Source organism: Streptomyces telluris (assembly GCF_024519335.1).
Taxonomy (GTDB): Bacteria; Actinomycetota; Actinomycetes; order Streptomycetales; family Streptomycetaceae; genus Streptomyces; species Streptomyces telluris.
This window is the reverse complement of sequence record NZ_JANIID010000028.1, coordinates 1-17,160: the sequence shown is the minus strand read 5'-3', so window position 1 is coordinate 17,160 and position 17,160 is coordinate 1. Positions and strand designations below refer to the sequence as shown.

Annotated in this window: 16 protein-coding genes and 1 pseudogene; 5 read left to right on the top strand and 12 right to left on the bottom strand. The window is 73.2% G+C overall.

Annotation, left to right across the window (positions count from 1 at the left end; all coding sequences use genetic code 11):
• The first annotated feature begins 31 nt into the window (after window positions 1–31).
• Complete coding sequence (locus tag NQU55_RS26020; protein WP_168094356.1) at window positions 32–634, top strand: nuclear transport factor 2 family protein; 603 nt, start codon at window positions 32–34, stop codon at window positions 632–634.
• A 39-nt stretch (window positions 635–673) separates the two neighbouring features.
• Here NQU55_RS26020 and NQU55_RS26015 read toward each other — a convergent pair whose 3' ends face one another.
• The 12 genes from NQU55_RS26015 to NQU55_RS25960 form a co-directional block, all read right to left on the bottom strand.
• Complete coding sequence (locus NQU55_RS26015) at window positions 674–1,069, bottom strand: YccF domain-containing protein (RefSeq protein ID WP_168094355.1); 396 nt, start codon at window positions 1,067–1,069, stop codon at window positions 674–676.
• 289 nt (window positions 1,070–1,358) lie between these two features.
• On the bottom strand, window positions 1,359–2,216 hold the full coding sequence (htpX, locus tag NQU55_RS26010) for a zinc metalloprotease HtpX (RefSeq protein WP_168094354.1): 858 nt from the start codon (window positions 2,214–2,216) through the stop codon (window positions 1,359–1,361).
• 173 nt (window positions 2,217–2,389) lie between these two features.
• Window positions 2,390–3,907: an NADH-quinone oxidoreductase subunit N gene (locus NQU55_RS26005; protein WP_168094353.1), complete on the bottom strand. Its 1,518-nt coding sequence runs from the start codon at window positions 3,905–3,907 to the stop codon at window positions 2,390–2,392.
• Window positions 3,907–5,481: a complex I subunit 4 family protein gene (locus tag NQU55_RS26000; RefSeq protein WP_206329662.1), complete on the bottom strand. Its 1,575-nt coding sequence runs from the start codon at window positions 5,479–5,481 to the stop codon at window positions 3,907–3,909. Before NQU55_RS26000 ends, NQU55_RS26005 begins: the two co-directional genes overlap by 1 nt.
• 32 nt (window positions 5,482–5,513) lie before the next feature.
• The gene (locus tag NQU55_RS25995) at window positions 5,514–7,505 is read right to left on the bottom strand and encodes an NADH-quinone oxidoreductase subunit 5 family protein (RefSeq protein ID WP_168094351.1); all 1,992 of its coding nucleotides are present in this window, start codon (window positions 7,503–7,505) and stop codon (window positions 5,514–5,516) included.
• Window positions 7,502–7,873, bottom strand: a complete 372-nt coding sequence (gene nuoK / locus NQU55_RS25990; RefSeq protein ID WP_168094350.1) for an NADH-quinone oxidoreductase subunit NuoK — start codon at window positions 7,871–7,873, stop codon at window positions 7,502–7,504. The genes NQU55_RS25995 and nuoK overlap by 4 nt, the downstream gene beginning before the upstream one ends.
• Window positions 7,873–8,472 carry an NADH-quinone oxidoreductase subunit J family protein gene (locus NQU55_RS25985; protein WP_372504809.1) on the bottom strand — a complete coding sequence of 200 codons (600 nt, stop codon included), beginning with the start codon at window positions 8,470–8,472 and terminating at the stop codon, window positions 7,873–7,875. The genes nuoK and NQU55_RS25985 overlap by 1 nt, the downstream gene beginning before the upstream one ends.
• Window positions 8,469–9,017, bottom strand: a complete 549-nt coding sequence (locus NQU55_RS25980) for a NuoI/complex I 23 kDa subunit family protein (RefSeq protein WP_168094358.1) — start codon at window positions 9,015–9,017, stop codon at window positions 8,469–8,471. Before NQU55_RS25980 ends, NQU55_RS25985 begins: the two co-directional genes overlap by 4 nt.
• Window positions 9,018–9,070: 53 nt before the next feature.
• A complete protein-coding gene (locus NQU55_RS25975) occupies window positions 9,071–10,036 on the bottom strand; it encodes a complex I subunit 1/NuoH family protein (protein WP_168094349.1) in 966 nt (321 codons plus the stop codon).
• The gene (locus NQU55_RS25970) at window positions 10,033–11,724 is read right to left on the bottom strand and encodes an NADH-quinone oxidoreductase subunit C (RefSeq protein WP_256791270.1); all 1,692 of its coding nucleotides are present in this window, start codon (window positions 11,722–11,724) and stop codon (window positions 10,033–10,035) included. Before NQU55_RS25970 ends, NQU55_RS25975 begins: the two co-directional genes overlap by 4 nt.
• The gene (locus NQU55_RS25965; protein ID WP_446459051.1) at window positions 11,721–12,329 is read right to left on the bottom strand and encodes an NADH-quinone oxidoreductase subunit B; all 609 of its coding nucleotides are present in this window, start codon (window positions 12,327–12,329) and stop codon (window positions 11,721–11,723) included. The genes NQU55_RS25970 and NQU55_RS25965 overlap by 4 nt, the downstream gene beginning before the upstream one ends.
• Window positions 12,320–12,745 carry an NADH-quinone oxidoreductase subunit A gene (locus NQU55_RS25960; RefSeq protein ID WP_058046858.1) on the bottom strand — a complete coding sequence of 142 codons (426 nt, stop codon included), beginning with the start codon at window positions 12,743–12,745 and terminating at the stop codon, window positions 12,320–12,322. Before NQU55_RS25960 ends, NQU55_RS25965 begins: the two co-directional genes overlap by 10 nt.
• 138 nt (window positions 12,746–12,883) lie before the next feature.
• On the opposite strand from NQU55_RS25960, the gene NQU55_RS25955 reads away from it, so the two are divergent.
• The 4 genes and pseudogenes from NQU55_RS25955 to NQU55_RS25940 form a co-directional block, all read left to right on the top strand.
• On the top strand, window positions 12,884–14,197 hold the full coding sequence (locus tag NQU55_RS25955; RefSeq protein WP_372504808.1) for a sensor histidine kinase: 1,314 nt from the start codon (window positions 12,884–12,886) through the stop codon (window positions 14,195–14,197).
• A gap of 225 nt (window positions 14,198–14,422) precedes the next feature.
• Complete coding sequence (locus tag NQU55_RS25950) at window positions 14,423–15,763, top strand: sensor histidine kinase (RefSeq protein ID WP_256791268.1); 1,341 nt, start codon at window positions 14,423–14,425, stop codon at window positions 15,761–15,763.
• 220 nt (window positions 15,764–15,983) lie between these two features.
• Window positions 15,984–16,643, top strand: coding sequence for a response regulator transcription factor (locus NQU55_RS25945; RefSeq protein ID WP_079110894.1), 660 nt, complete (start codon window positions 15,984–15,986; stop codon window positions 16,641–16,643).
• Between the two features lie 283 nt (window positions 16,644–16,926).
• Window positions 16,927–17,160 (top strand): annotated as a pseudogene (locus NQU55_RS25940) (2-oxoacid:acceptor oxidoreductase subunit alpha); the annotation flags it as partial.

Below are 17,160 nucleotides of genomic sequence, written 5' to 3'. Positions count from 1 at the left end.
GGTCCGTCACCGACCTACGGAGCGCAGCGCCATGACCGTCAGCACGCAGGACACGCAGGGCACGCGGGGTACGCGGGAGACCGCCGGCGCCCCGGAAACGGTCGGCGCCCGGGAATTCGCCGCCCTTCAGGCCCGCGTCGGCGTCCTCGCCGACCGCGCCGACATCACCGGGCTCATCGACCGCTACCTGCTCGGCCTCGACACCGTGCCCGCCGACGGCGGGCGGTTCGACGACGCCTGGGCCCGGAGCCTGTTCACCCCGGACGTGCGCATCGTCTCGCCCGTCGGGGTGCACGAGGGCATCGACGGGCTGGCCGAGTCCGAGCAGGCCACCCTGGCGAAGTTCGAGCGCACGCAGCACATGGGCGCCAACTACATGATCGGCCTCGACGGCGACCGCGCCACGGTGCGCTGGAACGCCCTGATGACGCATGTGCACTTGGCCTCCACCCACGAGGCCCGCGGCACCGGCCCCGGGGACCACTTCACCGTGGGCGGCACCTTCACCGGCGAGGCCGTGCGCACCCCCGAGGGGTGGCGCTTCCGGCACCTGGACATCCGCGCGGTGTGGGTGAACGGACAGGGCCCCCTCGTCCTGACCCCGAAGGCCGAGGAGACCCTGCGGTCGCTGTGAGGCGGCCCCCGGCCCGCGGCGGCGGCCGGCTGCTGCTGCTTACCAGCGGCCGGCGAACGCCTGGTCCGTCGGGACGATCTCGCGGCCCAGGGGCATCAGCGAGACCGGGATCAGCTTGAAGTTCGCGATGCCCAGCGGGATCCCGATGATGGTGATGCACAGGGCGATGCCCGTGACGATGTGGCCGAGCGCCAGCCACCATCCGGCGAAGACGATCCAGATGACGTTGCCCAGCAGCGACCCCGCACCGGCGTCCCGCCGCTCCACGGTCGTCCGGCCGAACGGCCACAGAGCGTAGTTGGCGATGCGGAAGGACGCGATGCCGAAGGGGATCGTGACGATCAGGACGCAGCAGATGAGACCCGCGACGACGTAGCCGATCGCCATCCAGAAACCGCAGAGCACCAACCAGATGATGTTCAGGATGAACTTCATGAAACACAGCCTCCCACTCGCACTGCTCTCCAGCGAATGGGACGCCGCGGCGGCTACCGACGGTTGCCACGCCCGGTGGATCGGCGACCCAAGGTGACGGTGGTGACCGGCGCCGGCCGCCGAGCCGATCGGTCAGCACCTGTCCGTGGACGTGGAGAGCGTCGGCTTTCCGGCCGCCGGGAGGTCTCCGGCTAAATCAAGGCAGGCCTAACTCGCTTACGCAAAGCGACCGTTGAGCGCTCCCCCTCGGGAGGCGGAGGGGTCGGCTGCCGCAGGCCGGGCCGGGCCGTCAGCGGCCCGCCATCTGTTCCAGGCGGGCGATGCGCTCCCCCATCGGCGGGTGGGTGGAGAACAGCTTGGTCATGCCGCCGCCCGCGCGGAACGGGTTCGCGATCATCATGTGGCTGGCCGTCTCGATGCGGGGCTCGGGCGGCAGGGGCAGCCGCTGCGTGCCCGCTTCGAGCTTGCGGAGGGCGGAGGCCAGGGCGAGGGGGTCGCCGGTGAGGCGGGCGCCGGAGGCGTCGGCCTCGTACTCGCGGGAGCGGCTGACGGCGAGCTGGATGAGGGACGCCGCGACCGGGCCCAGCAGCATGATCATGATCATGCCGACGATGCCGGGGCCCTCGTCGTCGTCCGATCTGCCGAAGGGGATCAGCCAGGCGAAGTTCACCAGGAACATCACCACCGAGGCGAGCGCGCCCGCGACCGAGGAGATGAGGATGTCGCGGTTGTAGACGTGGCTGAGCTCGTGGCCGATGACGCCGCGCAGCTCGCGCTCGTCGAGCAGGCGGAGGATGCCGTCCGTGCAGCAGACGGCCGCGTTGCGGGGGTTGCGGCCGGTCGCGAAGGCGTTGGGGGCCTCGGTCGGCGAGATGTACAGCCGGGGCATGGGCTGGCGCGCGGCCGTGGAGAGCTCGCGGACCATGCGGTAGAGCTGCGGCGCCTCGAATTCGCTGACCGGGCGGGCGCGCATGGCCCGCAGGGCCAGCTTGTCGCTGTTCCAGTAGGCGTAGGCGTTGGTGCCGAGCGCCACCAGGACGGCGACGATCAGGCCCGTACGCCCGAAGAGGCTGCCGATGACGATGATGAGTGCGGACAGCCCCCCGAGAAGGACTGCGGTCCTGAGCCCGTTGTGCCGGCGGTGCACGGTACGCCCTCCAAGTGGTGCGGCAGGGGAACCCTTCGCGCTGTCGTGCTTCCACTCGCGGTGGAATCTCCAGTGGAACCTTCCTGACCGGTCAACGCCAGGCGAAGGCCGCTGGTTCCCTTGTGCACGTGGGCGGCGCCGGTCCGTACGGGTGACACCGGCGCCCCGCGGTCCTACAGGAGCGCCCCCGAGGCGAAGCGCAGGACGAGCTGCGGGGCGCCCGACAGGGCGATGCCGGCCACGGCGGTGAGGGCGATGGCCGCCCCCAGGGGCAGCGGGATCCGTACGGGCGCCGCCTCCGCGGCTCCCTCCGCGGCCTCCGCCGGCCGGAAGAGCACCGCCGTCCACTGCAGGTAGTAGTACAGGGCGATCACGACGTTGAGGGCCATGACGACCGCCAGCCAGCCCAGGCCCGCGTCGACGGCCGCGGTGAAGACCGTGACCTTGGCGAAGAGGCCGATGACGCCCGGCGGCAGGCCCGCCAGGCAGAGCAGGAAGAAGCCCAGGGCGAGCGCCGCGAGCGGGCGGCGGGCGTAGAGGCCCCGGTAGTCGGTGATCCGGTTCCGCGGGCTCGTACGGGCCACCAGGGCGGCGACGGCGAAGGCGCCGAGGTTCACGGCGGCGTACATCAGGGCGTACGCGACGGTGGAGCCGATGGCGTGCGCGGGGTCGTCGGCGTAGCCGGCGGCGGCGATGGGCACGAGCAGGTAGCCCGCCTGGCCCACGGAGGACCAGGCCAGGAGGCGGACGGCGCTGTGGGCGCGCTCCGGGCGCTGGCGCAGCGCGGCGACGTTGCCGGCGGTCATGGTGACGGCGGCGAGCACGGCGAGGGCCGGGCCCCAGACGCCGGAGTACGCGGGGAAGGCGACGACGGCGACGAGGATCAGGCCGGTGAAGCCGACGGCCTTGCCGATGACCGACAGGTAGGCGGCGACGGGCAGCGGCGCGCCCACGTAGGTGTCGGGCACCCAGAAGTGGAAGGGGGCGGCCGCGGTCTTGAAGGCGAAGCCGACGAGGGTGAGGGCGACGCCGGTCTGCGCGAGGGTGTCGAGGCGCGGGTCGACGTGGCCGAGCTTCGCGGCGATCTCGGTGAGGTGCAGGGTGCCGGTGGCCGCGTAGACGAAGCTGACGCCCAGGAGGGTGACGGCGGTCGCGGTGACCGAGGAGAGGAAGAACTTCAGGGCCGCCTCGGAGGAGCGGCGGTCGCCGCGGCGCAGGCCGACGAGGGCGAAGGCCGGCAGGGATGCCACTTCGAGGGCCACGACGAGGGTCGCGAGGTCCCGGGAGGCGGGCAGCAGGGCGGCGCCCGCGGCGGAGGACAGCAGCAGGAACCAGAACTCCCCTTCGGGGAGTTCCTCGTCGCGGACGGCGCTCATGGACAGCAGGGCCGTCAGGAGGGCGCCGCCGAGCACCAGGAGCTGGATGACGAGCGTGAAGTCGTCGGCGGTGTAGCTGCAGGCGTTACGGCCGGCGGAGGTGCCGGTCAGGCAGAAGGTGGAGCGGTCGCCGTCGAGGAGCGGCAGCAGGGAGACGCCCGCGAGCAGCAGTCCGGCGACGGAGAACCAGCCGAGGAGCGGCTTGCGGGCCTTGGGGAGGAAGAGGTCGGCGACCAGGACGGCCAGCGCCACCACGGCGGCGACGGTGGGCGGTGCGATGGCGAGCCAGTCGACGGACTGGATCAGGGAGCCCATCAGTTGCCTCCTCGGAGGAGCTGCTGAACGGCCGGGTCGGTGAGGCCGAGGAGGGCCGCGGGCCAGAGTCCGGCGAGGACGGTGAGGGCGACGAGGGGGGTCCAGGCGGCGAACTCGTAGGACCGAACGTCGGCGGGTGCGTCCTCCGCGGTGCCGGCGGTCTGCGGCCGGGTGCTGCCGCCGTCGCCGCCCATGCACACGCGGCGGACGACGACGAGCATGTAGGCGGCCGTCAGGAGCGTGCCGAAGCCGGCCAGGGCCATGAACGTCAGGAACGCCGGGCGGCTGAGCCCCTCCGCCGGGCGGAAGGCGCCGAACATCGCGAGCATCTCGCCCCAGAAGCCGGCGAGGCCGGGCAGGCCGAGGGAGGCGATCGCGGCGAAGGCGAGGAGCCCGCCGAGACGGGGTGCCTTGCCGTAGAGGGCGGCGCCGGTGCGGCCGGAGAGGGCGTCGAGGTCGCTGGTGCCGTAGCGGTCCTTGACCGCGCCGACCAGGAAGAAGAGGAGGCCGGTGATGAGGCCGTGGGCGATGTTGGCGAACAGGGCGCCGTTCACGCCCGTGGGGGTGAGCGTGGCGATGCCGAGCAGGACGAAGCCCATGTGGCCGACGGAGGAGTACGCGACGAGGCGCTTGAGGTCGCCCTTCGCGCCCGAGCGGGCCAGCGCCAGGCAGACCAGCGAGCCGTAGATGATGCCGACGGCCGCGAAGGCGGCGAGGTACGGCGCGAAGGTGTGCGCGCCGTCGGGGGCGATCGGCAGGACGATGCGGACGAAGCCGTACGTGCCCATCTTCAGCAGCACGCCCGCGAGCAGGACCGAGCCGACGGTCGGTGCGGCGGTGTGGGCGTCGGGCAGCCAGCTGTGCAGGGGCCACATGGGGGCCTTGACCGCGAGCCCGGTGCCGATGGCCAGGACGGCGATGAGCTGCGTGGTGTGGCCGAGCGAGGACCCGTTGTCAGTGGCGAGTGCCACCATGTCGAACGTGCCGCCCTTGATCCCGACCAGGAGGAGGCCGAGCAGCATCACGACGGAGCCGAGCAGCGTGTAGAGGATGAAGCGCCAGGCGGCGCGCTCCCTGCCCTCGCCGCCCCAGCGGGCGATGAGGAAGTACATCGGGATGAGCACCATCTCGAAGGCCAGGAAGAACAGCATCAGGTCGAGGACGGCGAAGGTCGCGAGGGTGCCGGACTCGAGGACGAGGAGCAGCGCGACGAATGCCCTGGGAGACGGGCCCGCGGGCATTTTGAAGTAGCTGTACAGCGCGCAGAGGAAGGTCAGCAGCGCCGTCAGGACGAGGAGGGGGAGCGAGACGCCGTCCACGCCCAGGTGGATCCGGATGTTCAGGGCCGGGATCCAGCTGATGTCGGTGGTCGCCTGCATGCGGGCCGGGCTGTCGTGGTCGAAGCCGGCGGCGAGGGCGACGGTCAGCGCGAGGACGGCGCCGGTGACGGTGACGCCGTGGCGGAGCACGGCCTGCTCGGGGCTCCTGCCCTTGAGGCCGGGCGGGGCCGGCAGCAGGGAGGCGGCGGCGCCGACGAGGGGGAGGACGACGATCGCAGCGAGGAGGTACTGCATGACGGTGCCAGTCTGAGAAATTGCAGTCATGGTCAGGCTCCGGTGGCTACGAGCACGGCGGCGACGGCCAGGACGACGGAGCCGGCGAGCAGGGCGCTGAGGTAGGTCTGCACGTTGCCGGTCTGGGCGCGGCGGACGGCCTCGCCGAGCAGGCGGGGTGCCGTGCCCGCTCCGCGGACGTAGGCGTCGACGACCTCGCGGTCGAGGAACTGGGCGAGGCGGGCGGCCGCGCGCGTGGGCCGGACGAACAGCGCCGAGTACACGGCGTCCAGGTGGAAGCCGGATGCGGCGTGGCGGTGCAGGGGGCCGAGGAGGGCCCGGCCGGGGTCGGCCGGGTCGGGTGCCGCCGCGATGTCGCCGTAGGCGGCCTCGTGGGTGGCGATGGTCTCCTCCTCGGAGACGTAGGGGGCCGCGTCCGGGTCGGCGGCGACGGCGCCGAGGGGGGTGCGGGCGGCGAGGACGACGGTGCGGCGCCAGGCCGCGTACATCACGATCCCGCCGGCGAGGGCGCAGCCGGTGGACAGGACGGAGGTGGTGAGCGTCGGGGTGAGCGATCCGCCGTCGAACCAGTCGGGGAGCTTCCCGGCGGCGAGGCCGAGCCCGAGGGTGGGGAGGAACAGGATCCACAGGACGGTGTTCATGGCGGCGGGTTGCCTGCCGTGGTCCGGGGCCTCGGCGCCCTTGCCGCGGAAGGCCATCAGCCACAGCCGGCACGCGTAGGCGGCGGTGAGGAGCGCCGTGAGGAGCCCGGCGGTGAGGACGAGCCAGCCGGCCGCGCCCGGGATGCCCGTGGCGTCGCCTTCGGCGGCGTGCTCGGCGGCGCCGAGGACGGCCTCCTTGGAGAAGAAGCCGCTGAACGGGGGGATCGCGGCGAGCGCGAGGAGGGCGACGGTCATCGTCCAGTACGCGTCGGGGATGCGTTTGGCGAGACCGCCCATGCGGGCCATGGCGGCCAGCGAGTTCGTGCCGGCGGCGTGGATGATCACGCCGACGCCGAGGAACAGGAGCGCCTTGAACGCGCCGTGCGAGATCAGGTGGAAGACGGCCGCGCTCCGGTTGCCGACGGCGAGGGCCCCGGTCATGTAGCCGAGCTGGCCCACGGTCGAGTAGGCGAGGACGCGCTTGATGTCGTCCTGGGCGAGGGCGGCGAGCGCCGAGCCGACCATCGTGACGGCGGCCATCACGGCGAGCACGACGAGCGCGGCCGCGGAGGCCGTGAAGAGCGGGAGGAGGCGGGCGACGAAGTAGACGCCGGCCGCGACCATCGTCGCGGCGTGGATCAGCGCGGAGACCGGCGTGGGGCCGGCCATCGCGTCGGGCAGCCACGTGTGCAGCGGGAACTGCGCGGACTTGCCCGCGACGCCGGCGAGGAGCAGCAGCGCGATCAGCGTGGGGTGGTCGATGCCCCCGGAGGCGACGGCGGTGAGGATGCCGTTGATCCGGAACGTCCCGGCGTCGGCGGCCAGCGCGAGGATGCCGATCAGGAAGGGGACGTCGCCGAGCTTGGTGACCAGGAACGCCTTGAGGGAGGCCGTGCGGGCGGCCTCGGTCTCCCAGTAGTGCCCGACCAGGAAGTACGAGCAGATGCCCATGATCTCCCAGCCGACCAGCAGCACCATGAGGTCGCCGGAGTAGACGACGAGCAGCATGGCCGCGGTGAACAGGGAGACGAGGGCGGCGTAGGAGGGGTAGCGGGGGTCGTCGCGCAGGTAGGCCGTCGAGTAGGCCTGGACGCAGGTGGCGACGATGCCGACCAGGACCGCGACGAGGACGGCGAAGCCGTCGAGGTGCAGGGCGAGGTCGATCGGCACGGAGCCGGTCGGGGTGAGGCGGGTGGCGGCGTCGAGCGCCTCACCACCGCCCTGCCGCCAGGCGACGACGACGGCCAGGACCGCGGCGGCCGCGGTCGGCAGGACGGCCAGGGGGCGGACGAAGCCGGGCGCGCGGCGGCCCGTCAGCAGGCCCGCGAGGGCGCCGAGGAAGGGCAGCAGGGGGACGAGAACGGCGGTGGTCGTGGTGCTCACGCGGCGGCCTCGGCCTTCTCCTCGCGGTCTGCGCGATCGGTGTCGGGTCCGGTGTCGGGGGCGTCGTCGCGCAGGTCGCGCAGCCGGTCGACGTCGGAGGTGCCGCGGTTGCGGTGGACCTGCAGCACGATCGCCAGGCCGATGCCGATCTCCGCGGCGGCGATGGCGATGGTGAAGAGGGTCAGCGCCTGGCCGGCGTGCAGCTCGTCGCGCAGCCACACGTCGAACGCGACGAGGTTGAGGTTGACGGCGTTGAGCATCAGCTCGACGGACATCAGGACGAGGATCGCGTTGCGCCGGGCGAGGACGCCGTACAGGCCGGTGCAGAAGAGGAGGGCGGCCAGGACGGCCGGGTAGACGAGGTGCATCAGCGCTGCGCCCCTTCCCGGCCGGACCGGTCTTCCCGGGTCTTCCTGCGGGAGAGGACCACCGCGCCGACGAGCGCGGCCAGCAGCAGGACGGACAGGGCCTCGAAGGGCAGCACCCAGTGCCGGAAGAGGATCTCGCCCGAGACCTTCGTCGTGCCCTGGGGGGCGTCGCCGTCCAGGCCGATCCAGGTCGTGCGGAAGGCGTCGGCGACCACCCAGACGAGGGCGGCGGCCGCGGCCACGGCGACCCCGAGGGCCACCCAGCGGTTGCCGGAGTCCGCGTCCGGGGAGCGGCCGATCGGCGCCTTGGTGAGCATCAGGCCGAACAGGAGGAGGACGACCACCGAGCCGACGTAGATCAGGACCTGTACCCAGGCGATGAACTCCGCCGTCAGCAGCAGGTACTCCACGGCCAGCCCGCCGAGGGCGACGACCAGCCACAGCGCGGCGTGCACGAGCTGCTTGGTGGTGACGGTGACGACGGCCGCGCCGAGGGTGACGAGGCCGACGAGGAGGAAGACGATCTCGACGCCGGTCGGGGAGAGGAAGCCGTGCGCGCCCGTAGCCGCGGCGAGTGTCATCGCGCCGGTCCCGGTCATGCGTCTCCCTCCTTCTCCTGCTGCTCCTGCGCCTGGTTCTCCTGCGCCCGCTTCTCCTGGTCCTGCCGTTCCTGCTCCGCCTGCGCGGCCAGCTTCTCCGCCGTCTTGCGGGCCGCCGCGATCTCCTTCGGCTCCTCGGCCGCCGGGTCCAGCGCGGGCGGCTCCGGCACGGTCCACATCCACTCGCGGAGCTTGTCGCGCTCGTGGACGAGGTCCTGGATGTCGGTCTCGGCGTACTCGAACTCCGGCGACCAGAACAGCGCGTCGAAAGGACACACCTCGATGCAGATGCCGCAGTACATGCACAGCGAGAAGTCGATCGCGAAGCGGTCGAGGACGTTGCGGCTGCGCTCGCGGCCGCCCGGGGCGGCCGGCGGCACCGTCTCCTTGTGGGAGTCGATGTAGATGCACCAGTCCGGGCACTCCCGGGCGCACAGCATGCAGACCGTGCAGTTCTCCTCGAACAGCCCGATCACGCCGCGGGTGCGCGGCGGGAGCTCGGGCTGCACGTCCGGGTACTGCGCGGTGTGCGCGCGGCGCGTCATCGTGCGGAGCGTGACGGCCAGGCCCTTGGCGAGGCCGGAACCGGGAAGGCCCACTACTGGGTCACCACCTTGACGACGCCCGTCAGCGCGATCTGCGCCAGGGCGAGGGGGATGAGGACGGTCCAGGCCAGCTTCTGCAGCTGGTCCTCGCGCAGGCGCGGATAGGTCACCCGCAGCCAGATCACGACGAAGGCCAGGACGGCCGTCTTGAGCAGCGTCCAGACCCAGCCCATGCCGTCGGCGCCGAAGGGGCCGTGCCAGCCGCCGAGGAACAGGACCGTGGTCAGGCCGCACAGGACGACGATGCCCGCGTACTCCGACAGCAGGAACAGTGCGAAGCGCAGGCCCGTGTACTCGGTGTACGCGCCGAAGATGATCTCGGAGTCGGCCACCGGCATGTCGAACGGCGGACGCTGCAGCTCGGCCAGGCCCGCCACGAAGAAGACCACCGCGCCGACGATCTGCCACGGCACCCACCACCACTGGAAGGCGTCCACGATCCCGGACAGCGAGACCGTGCCCGCCGCCATGGCGACGCTCGCCGCGGTCAGCAGCATCGGCAGCTCGTACGCCATCAGCTGGCCCGCGGTGCGCAGGCCGCCCAGCAGCGAGAACTTGTTCGCGGACGCCCAGCCCGCCATCAGCGAACCGAGGACGCCGACGCCCATCACGGCCAGGACGAAGAAGATGCCCGCGTCCACCGACTGGCCCACGGCGTTGCCCGGTCCGACCGGGATCGCCAGCAGCACCAGGAGGTACGGCAGGAGGGCGACGGCCGGCGCCAGCTGGAAGATCCGCCGGTCCGCGCCCGCGGGGACGATGTCCTCCTTCTGCGCGAACTTCACGCCGTCCGCGACGAGCTGGGCCCAGCCGTGGAAACCACCGGCGTACATCGGGCCGAGGCGGCCCTGCATGTGCGCCATCACCTTGTGCTCGGTCTGGCCGACGACCAGGGGCAGCACGAGGAAGGCGACGAAAACGGCGAGGAGGCGCAGGACGACGTCGAGGGTGTCGCTCATGCGGGGTCGCCTCCGGCGGGGTTCGTGTCGTTCTCGGGCTCGCCGTCTCGGCCGCCTCCGGCGCTTCCGGCTGCGCCGGGCTCGGGGGGCTCGGCGGTCCCGGCTGCGCCGGGGGCTTCCTCGCCGGCGGGGGCTTCCTCACCCGCGGGGCTGCTCGGCACCGCCGGGTCCCGGTGCTTCGGCTGGGCGCCGTCGCGGCGGGAGGGGGTGCGCGGCTCGCCGCCGGGTTCGGGAGCGCCCGGGGCCTCTCCGGCTGCGCCGGGGGCTTCCTCGCCCGCGGGGCTGCTCGGCACCGCCGGGTCCCGGTGCTTCGGCTGGGCGCCGTCGCGGCGGGAGGGGGTGCCGGGCTCGGCCTCGCGTTCAGGGGTGCCCGGGGGCTCCTCGGCTGCGCCGGGGGTCGCCTCGTCGGCAGGTGAGCTCGGCACCGCCGGGTCCCGTCGCTCGGGCTGGGCGCCGTCGCGGCGGGAGGGAGTGCCGAGCTCGGCCTCGGGGGATTCGGTTGCTGCCGGGGGCTCGGCGGGCTCGGGCTTCTGGGGTTCGTCGAAGGCCGGGCGGGCGTGGTGCCAGGGGGCGTCGGAGGAGCGGGGGCGTGGCTTCTCCGCCGGCTCGGCGGGGCGGCCGGCTTCCTGCTGGCTCGCCGAGCCGTCGGATGCGCTGCGCGCGCGCCGCGGGGCTGCAGGCTCCGTCTGGCTCGCCGAGCCGTCCGCCGCGCTGCGGGTACGACGCGGGGCGGGCTCTGCGCCCTGCTGGCTTGCGGAGCCGTCCGCCGCGGTGCGGGCGCGGCGGGGCGCGGCCGGGGCCTCCGGCTGGCTCGCCGAGCCGTCGGCGGCGCTGCGGGTACGGCGCGGTGCCGGCGCGGTCTCCGCCTGGCTCGCCGAGCCCTCCGCCGCGGTGCGGGCGCGCCGCGGGGTGGCCGCGGCCGTGGTCTCCGGCTGGGTCGCCGAGCCCTCCGCCGTGGTGCGGGTGCGGCGGACCGGGCGGTCGCCCGCGGCGCGGGGGGTGCGGGCCGGGCGGGCGGGGGCCGGGGGGAGCTGGCCCTTGAGGGGGCCCCACTCGTTGGGGTCGGGGACGCCCGGGGGGAGCATCTGGCGCCGCTTGGGGCCGCCTTCCGCCCCCTCCCCCGGCTCCTTGGCGCCGGGCCAGGCCTTGACCACGCGCGCGGCCAGGACGAAGTCCTTGCGCAGGGGGTGGCCCTCGAAGGCCTCCGGGAGGAGGAGCGGGGCGAGGTGCGGGTGGCCCGGGAAGTCGATGCCGAACATCTCGTGGGTTTCGCGCTCGTGCCACGCCGCGCCCGCGTAGACGCCGACGGCCGTGGCCAGCGCGGGCGCCTCGTGCGGCACGGTGGTGCGCAGGAGCAGGCGGCGCACGCCGCCGCCCCCGCCCGGCAGGGCACCCGGCAGCGCGGCCAGGTGCGCGCAGACGCGGAAGCCCGTACCGGGCTCGTCCACGGCGCTCAGCCAGTCGAAGAAGGTGCAGCCCAGCCGGTCCCGGGCCGTTTCGAGGGCGGTGATCCACCGCTCGGCCGGGACGTCGACCGTGAGCAGCTCGTAGGTCTCCTCGGCCGTCGCGCCCTCGCCGAAGAGGGAGATCACGCCGGCCGGCAGCCAGCCGACAGCGGTGTCGGGCACGGGCTCGGAAGCAGGCGCGGGTGCGGCCTCCGGCACGGGCTCGGGCGTCGGCTCGGTCATCGGTCCGTCTCCTCCGGCGTGGCCGCCGGCGCCGGCGGCGGCGTCACCAGCCCGCTGCGCAGCGCGGCGGCGGACGCCCCCGCACCCCCGGCGGAGCCGTACCGCTCGCCGAGCGACTCCCGCGCGATCTTCTCCTGCAGCTTCAGGATCCCCTGCAGCAGCGCTTCGGGCCGCGGCGGGCAGCCGGGCACGTAGACGTCGACGGGGATGATCTGGTCGACGCCCTTGGTGACCGAGTACGAGTCCCAGTAGGGGCCGCCGCAGTTCGAGCAGGCGCCGAAGGAGATCACGTACTTGGGCTCGGGCATCTGCTCGTAGAGCCGCTTGACGGCGGGCGCCATCTTGTCCGTCACCGTGCCGGAGACGATCATCAGGTCGGCCTGGCGCGGGCCGGGCGCGAAGGGGATCACGCCGAGCCGGATGAAGTCGTGCCGCGCCATGGACGCGGCGATGAACTCGATCGCGCAGCAGGCGAGCCCGAAGTTGAAGACCCACAGGCTGTAGCGGCGTCCCCAGTTCAGGACGACCTTCATCGGCTCCGGGGCCAGCCTGGCCAGCGGGCCGAGCCGACGGGGCTCGGGAAGGTCCACCGGTGTCACGTCCACTCCAGGACGCCCTTCTTCCATGCGTACAACAAGCCCACGGCGAGGAAGCCGAGGAAGATGAACATCTCCACGAGCGTGGCTCCGCCGAAGCCCGGCGCGGCGAACACCGTCGCCCAGGGGAACAGGAAGATCGAGTCCACCGCGAAGATCACGTACAGGAAGGCGTAGACGTAGTAGCGGATCTGGGTGTGGGCCCAGCCCTCGCCGACGGGGTCGACGCCGCACTCGTACGTCAGCAGCTTCTCGGGCGTCGGCACGACGGGCCGCAGCAGCCGCCCGGCCCCGAAGGCCACGGCGACGAAGAGCACCCCGACGACCGCGAGCAGCCCCACGACGGAATAGCTCTGGAAGTAGTCCGCGGCCAGGGGGACAGCGGCATGGGCATCGGCAGTACTGCGCACGGTCGCCTCCGGCACGTCCGCCCCTCGCTCCCTGTCCTGCGTGTTCGACGTTCTGTACGCACGGGAGTCTAGGCCCTGGTGGGGTTATCCCCACCCTTCCCCACCCACGGCCCCCATGGCGGAGGCCGCCGTAGGCCGTGCAGGCTTGGGCTTATGACCGCCAGCAGTGCCGCGAGAAGCCCGTCGGACAGCACCTCGAACAGTACGCCGAACAGCCTGTCGGGCGCATCGCATACTTCGCACACATCGCACACATCGCGCACCTCGCAAACATCACATATCACCGGAAGCATCACTTCCAAGGACGAGGACGGCTGCGGTGACCGGCTTCCCCCCGCCCGCTTCGCCTTCGACGCCCGGACGTGGAAGGAGGTCGCGCACCTGCTGCTCAACCTGCCGGAGGCGCTCACCGGCTTCGTCTACGTGTCCCTGTGGCTCTACGCGGGCGTCCTGACGTCCCTCACGGTGATCGGCCTGCCCCTGCTCGCGGTGGGCCTGATGGGCGCGCGGGCGCTCGGCGGGCTGGAGCGCGGACGGGCGCGGAAGCTGCTGGGGGTGCGGATCGAGGAGCCGAGCCGGCTCTCCCGGCAGCAGCGGGGCCGGGGCTTCTTCCCCTGGCTGTGGACGACGCTGAAGGACCCGGTCGCCTGGCGCACCACCCTCTACGGCTTCATCCGGCTGCCCTGGGGCATCCTCACCTTCGTCGCGACGCTGTGCCTGCTTTTCGTCGGCTGGCCGGTCCTCGGTTACGCCGTGCGCGGCATGACGAACCTGGACCGCGCCATGGTGCGCGGCCTGCTCAGCCCCTCCAGCGAGCTGGAGCGGCGGATCGCCGAGCTGGAGCAGGACCGCGGCGTGGTCGTGGACACCGCGGCCGCCGACCTGCGCCGCATCGAGCGCGACCTGCACGACGGCGCCCAGGCCCGTCTCGTCGCCCTCGCCATGGGGCTGGGCCTGGCCAAGGAGAAGGTGCTGGAGGACCCGGAGGCGGCGGCGCGGATGGTCGACGAGGCGCACGGCGAGGTCAAGCTCGCCCTGCAGGAGCTGCGCGACCTGGCCCGCGGCATCCACCCGGCCGTCCTCACGGACCGCGGCCTCGACGCGGCCCTGTCGTCGGTGGCGGCGCGCTGCACCGTGCCGGTGTCCGTCTCCGTCGACCTGACCGAGCGGCCCGCACCGGCCATCGAGGGCATCGCGTACTTCACGGTCTCCGAGCTCCTGCAGAACGTCAGCAAGCACAGCCGGGCGCGGACGGCCGAGGTCGAGCTGTGGCGCAAGGGCCGGCGGCTGCTGATCCAGGTGCGCGACGACGGCCGCGGCGGCGCCTCGACGGACTCGGGCAGCGGGCTGGCCGGGCTCGCGGAGCGGCTGGGGTCGGTCGACGGCCTGTTCGAGGTGGACTCGCCGGAGGGCGGGCCGACCGTCGTCACGGCGGAGCTGCCGTGGCGCGAGCGCACGGCGGGCTGAGCGCGCGTCCCTCCGGGCCGGCGCCGTCCTTCCCCATGGGCCGACGCCGTCCTCCCCACGGCCCGACGCCGTCCTCCCCACGGCCCGGCGCCCCCTTCCCCCAGGTCCGGGGGTAGGGACATCCCCACCCCCGGAACACCTACTCGCTCCATGGTCCGGAGCCCCGTCCTCCGCGAGCCTTGAGGTACGGAGCAATCACCGCGACCCAGGAGATCGGACGACGACATGGCCATGGACTACGGGGACTACGGCCGGGCGGAGGCCCGCCGGGCCCACCACCGGGTGCCCGCCGTACTGCGCGCGCCCCTGGAGGGCCGCACGTGGCGCGAGTTCCTCTACCTCCTGCTCAGCCTGCCGATGGCGGTCCTCACCTTCTCGTTCGCGGTGACGATGACGACGGCGGGCATCGCCCTGCTGATCACCTTCGTGGGCGTGCCGGTGCTGGCCGCCGCGCTCGTCGGCGTACGGGCGCTGGGCGCCGTCGAGCGGGCCCGCGCCCGGGTCCTGCTGAAGCTGGAGATCAGCGAGCCCGAGCCGGTGCGGCCGCGGAACGGCCGCACCGGCCTCATGTCCTGGGTCGGTGCGCTCCTCAAGAGCGGCGTGTCCTGGCGGCACGTGCTCTACGCGGTGCTGCACCTGCCGTGGGCCATCGGGGCGTTCACCGTGTCGGTCGTGATGTGGTCGGTCGGCTGGGCGCTGTTCCTCTATCCGGCGTACTGGTGGATGTACCCGGAGTGGTGGGGCCAGCCCGGCATGCAGTTCGGCGGCGACTCCGAGCACGACGCGGGCCTCTTCGTCGACAACCCCTTCGAGATCGGCGTGACCTGCGTCGCTGGCCTGCTCGTGGTCCTGGCCACCCCCTGGGTGATCCGCGGCCTCGCCTCCGTCGACCGGCTGCTGGTGAGCGGCCTGCTCGGCCCGTCGCGGCTCGCGGAGCGGATGTGGGAGCTGGAGGAGGACCGCGGCGTGGTCGTCGACACCGCCGCAGCCGACCTGCGCCGCATCGAGCGCGACCTGCACGACGGCGCCCAGGCCCGTCTCGTCGCCCTCGCCATGGACCTGGGCCTGGCCAAGGAGAAGCTGGAGGAGGACCCGGAGGCGGCCGCCCGGATGGTCGACGAGGCGCACGGCGAGGTCAAGCTCGCCCTGCAGGAGCTGCGCGACCTGGCCCGCGGCATCCACCCGGCGATCCTCACCGACCGGGGCCTCGGCCCGGCCCTGTCCGCGCTGGCGGCCCGCTGCACGGTGCCGGTGCAGGCCGAGGTGGACCTGCCGGCGCGGCCCGCGGCGGCCATCGAGGGCATCGCGTACTTCACGGTCTCCGAGCTCCTGCAGAACGTCAGCAAGCACAGCGGCGCGCGCAGCGCCCGCGTGGACGTGTGGCACTCGGCGGACCGCCTGATGCTCCAGGTGTGGGACGACGGCCGCGGCGGGGCGTCCACGACCGGGGGCAGCGGACTGGCCGGGCTCGCGGAGCGGCTGGGCTCGGTGGACGGCCTGCTGGTGGTCGACTCGCCGGAGGGCGGGCCGACGACGGTCACCGCGGAGCTGCCCTGGCGCGGCTGAACCGCCGGCCCCCGGCCCCCTGGCCCCCGGCGGCCGGCCCCGCCGCCCGATCGCCGTCCGATCCCCGTCCCGCCCGCCGTCCGCCCCCGTCCGCCCCCGTTCGGCTCTCGTTCGGCCCCCGACGGCCCCGTCGTGCAGCGGCGGGGCCTGCTCCCTGCGTGACATGCTTAGCGCGTCAGATGCTGCCGGCGCGGGGGGACCACAGGTCGTGGAGGACAGGGTGCGAGTCGTCATCGCCGAGGATTCGGTGCTCCTCCGGGAGGGCCTGACCCGGCTGCTGACCGACCGGGGCCACGACGTCGTCGCGGGCGTCGGCGACGGCGAGGCGCTGATCAAGGCCATCAGGGAGCTCGCGGACGAGGGCGCCCTGCCGGACGTGGTCGTGGCGGACGTACGGATGCCGCCCACCCATACGGACGAAGGCGTGCGCGCCGCGGTGCAGCTGCGCAAGGAGCACCCGGGCCTGGGCGTGCTGGTCCTGTCGCAGTACGTCGAGGAGCAGTACGCGACGGAGCTGCTGGCGGGCAGCAGCACGGGCGTGGGCTACCTGCTCAAGGACCGGGTGGCCGAGGTCCGCGAGTTCGTCGACGCGGTGGTGCGGGTGGCGCGCGGCGGCACCGCGCTGGACCCCGAGGTCGTCGCCCAGCTGCTGGGCCGCAGCCGGAAGCAGGACGTGCTCGCGGGGCTCACTCCGCGCGAGCGCGAGGTCCTCGGCCTGATGGCGGAGGGGCGTACGAATTCGGCCGTCGCCAAGCAGTTGGTGGTGAGCGACGGAGCCGTCGAGAAGCACGTCAGCAACATCTTTCTGAAGCTTGGGCTTTCCCCTAGTGATGGGGATCACCGGCGCGTGCTGGCCGTGCTGACCTACCTCCGCTCCTGATCATCTGACACCCCGTCAGCGCGGGAAGCCGCCCTGGTGAGAGGGGGCGGCGGCGCGAGGACCTAGCACCAAAGACCTAGAAGGCGGACGCGGAGCGGGCACGGGGCGGACGGCGCTCAAGGGGCGACCAAACCACCCCGTACCCGGACAAGCGGAAGCTGTATGCCCCGCTTCTTCTTGTGATCCATCCCAGGTAGGCAGCCCTTACCCACGTACGATGGCCGTGGGAAAGCCGGTCGGGCACCACCATGTGCGCGCCGCCGCCAGAGGGAGGTCCGAAGCAGTGACCAGCCAGGTCAGCAGCCCGGCCGAACAGGCCGAACCAGCCGAGCAGCCGGGCGGGGCAGCCGCCCCGCCGAGCGCGGGACAGGCGCCGCCGCCCCTCACCGCGCAGCGCGACCCCGCCGAAGGGGCCGCCTCCTCCAAGGAGGTGCGCCGGCTGGACAGGGTGATCATCCGTTTCGCGGGTGACTCCGGGGACGGCATGCAGCTGACAGGTGACCGTTTCACCTCCGAA

Bases quoted from the DNA above. Each gene is read 5' to 3' on its own strand.
- NQU55_RS26020 (WP_168094356.1), top strand. From the start codon at position 32: ATGACCGTCAGCACGCAGGACACGCAGGGCACGCGGGGTACGCGGGAG.
- NQU55_RS26015 (WP_168094355.1), bottom strand. From the start codon at position 1,069: ATGAAGTTCATCCTGAACATCATCTGGTTGGTGCTCTGCGGTTTCTGG.
- NQU55_RS26005 (WP_168094353.1), bottom strand. From the start codon at position 3,907: ATGGGCTCCCTGATCCAGTCCGTCGACTGGCTCGCCATCGCACCGCCC.
- NQU55_RS26000 (WP_206329662.1), bottom strand. From the start codon at position 5,481: ATGCAGTACCTCCTCGCTGCGATCGTCGTCCTCCCCCTCGTCGGCGCC.
- nuoK (WP_168094350.1), bottom strand. From the start codon at position 7,873: ATGCACCTCGTCTACCCGGCCGTCCTGGCCGCCCTCCTCTTCTGCACC.
- NQU55_RS25985 (WP_372504809.1), bottom strand. From the start codon at position 8,472: ATGACCGGGACCGGCGCGATGACACTCGCCGCGGCTACGGGCGCGCAC.
- NQU55_RS25980 (WP_168094358.1), bottom strand. From the start codon at position 9,017: ATGACGCGCCGCGCGCACACCGCGCAGTACCCGGACGTGCAGCCCGAG.
- NQU55_RS25975 (WP_168094349.1), bottom strand. From the start codon at position 10,036: ATGAGCGACACCCTCGACGTCGTCCTGCGCCTCCTCGCCGTTTTCGTC.
- NQU55_RS25970 (WP_256791270.1), bottom strand. From the start codon at position 11,724: ATGACCGAGCCGACGCCCGAGCCCGTGCCGGAGGCCGCACCCGCGCCT.
- NQU55_RS25955 (WP_372504808.1), top strand. From the start codon at position 12,884: ATGACCGCCAGCAGTGCCGCGAGAAGCCCGTCGGACAGCACCTCGAAC.
- NQU55_RS25950 (WP_256791268.1), top strand. From the start codon at position 14,423: ATGGCCATGGACTACGGGGACTACGGCCGGGCGGAGGCCCGCCGGGCC.